The organism is Bacillus sp. LR--39 (assembly GCF_053613335.1).
The window spans coordinates 1-630 of record NZ_JBSIOT010001101.1 but is presented as its reverse complement, the minus strand read 5'-3'; the positions used below and the strand labels follow the sequence as shown (position 1 = coordinate 630).

The window sequence follows — 630 nt, the reverse complement described above, 5'->3', positions numbered from 1 at the left end:
TGCTTTCTGTCCGATTTCAACATCACGGACATCCAAATAGCCAAGCATTTTCGCAGCCATGATCACATCATAGCCGTTTGGCTCCTTCGCTTTCAGCGGAACATGGATGGCGGTCCACATCTTTTCAAACGGCCTCATCATCGTATACCGAAATTCATCTTCTCTTTTCTGTTCTTCCATTGAAAACAGCTTTTCGTATTGCTCAAAGGTCTTTTCCATGACAAGATTCATCCTGATCCCTCCTTGTCAAAAACATACGGTATGCTCTAGCGTAAGGGTCAACAGCGAAAATTAAGCCATTTTTCACTGTAAAATGATACAAAGCCGCCGATAGGTAAGGCATAGGAGGTGGAACGATGGATATTCCTGCTTTATCGGTTGCAATGCATCAAGCATCCCTTGCCCAGAATGTTAATATCGCTTTAACGAAAAAAATGCTGGACACCGCCCAGCAAAATGCCGATCAAACCTTAAAGATGATTCAGCATCCGACTCTCGGACAAACCATTGATGTAAAAGTTTAACCTCACATCAAAGGCGGCCAAGAACTCCATCCTCCCGGCCGCCTTTATTGTTCACAAAAAAGCATGCATGTTTTGATTGTTCCTCCGTATGATTTATTGTTTGCCA

1 protein-coding gene and 1 pseudogene are annotated in these 630 nt (G+C 43.3%); one reads left to right on the top strand and one right to left on the bottom strand.

Translation table 11 applies throughout. The features are described 5' to 3' along the window. Nucleotides 1-231 (bottom strand): annotated as a pseudogene (locus ACWHAR_RS28715) (hypothetical protein); the annotation flags it as partial. Between the two features lie 125 nt (nt 232-356). Between ACWHAR_RS28715 and ACWHAR_RS28710 the strand changes: the two are divergent. Further along, the gene (locus ACWHAR_RS28710) at nt 357-524 is read left to right on the top strand and encodes a YjfB family protein (protein ID WP_015252312.1); all 168 of its coding nucleotides are present in this window, start codon (nt 357-359) and stop codon (nt 522-524) included. Nucleotides 525-630: the final 106 nt, after the last annotated feature.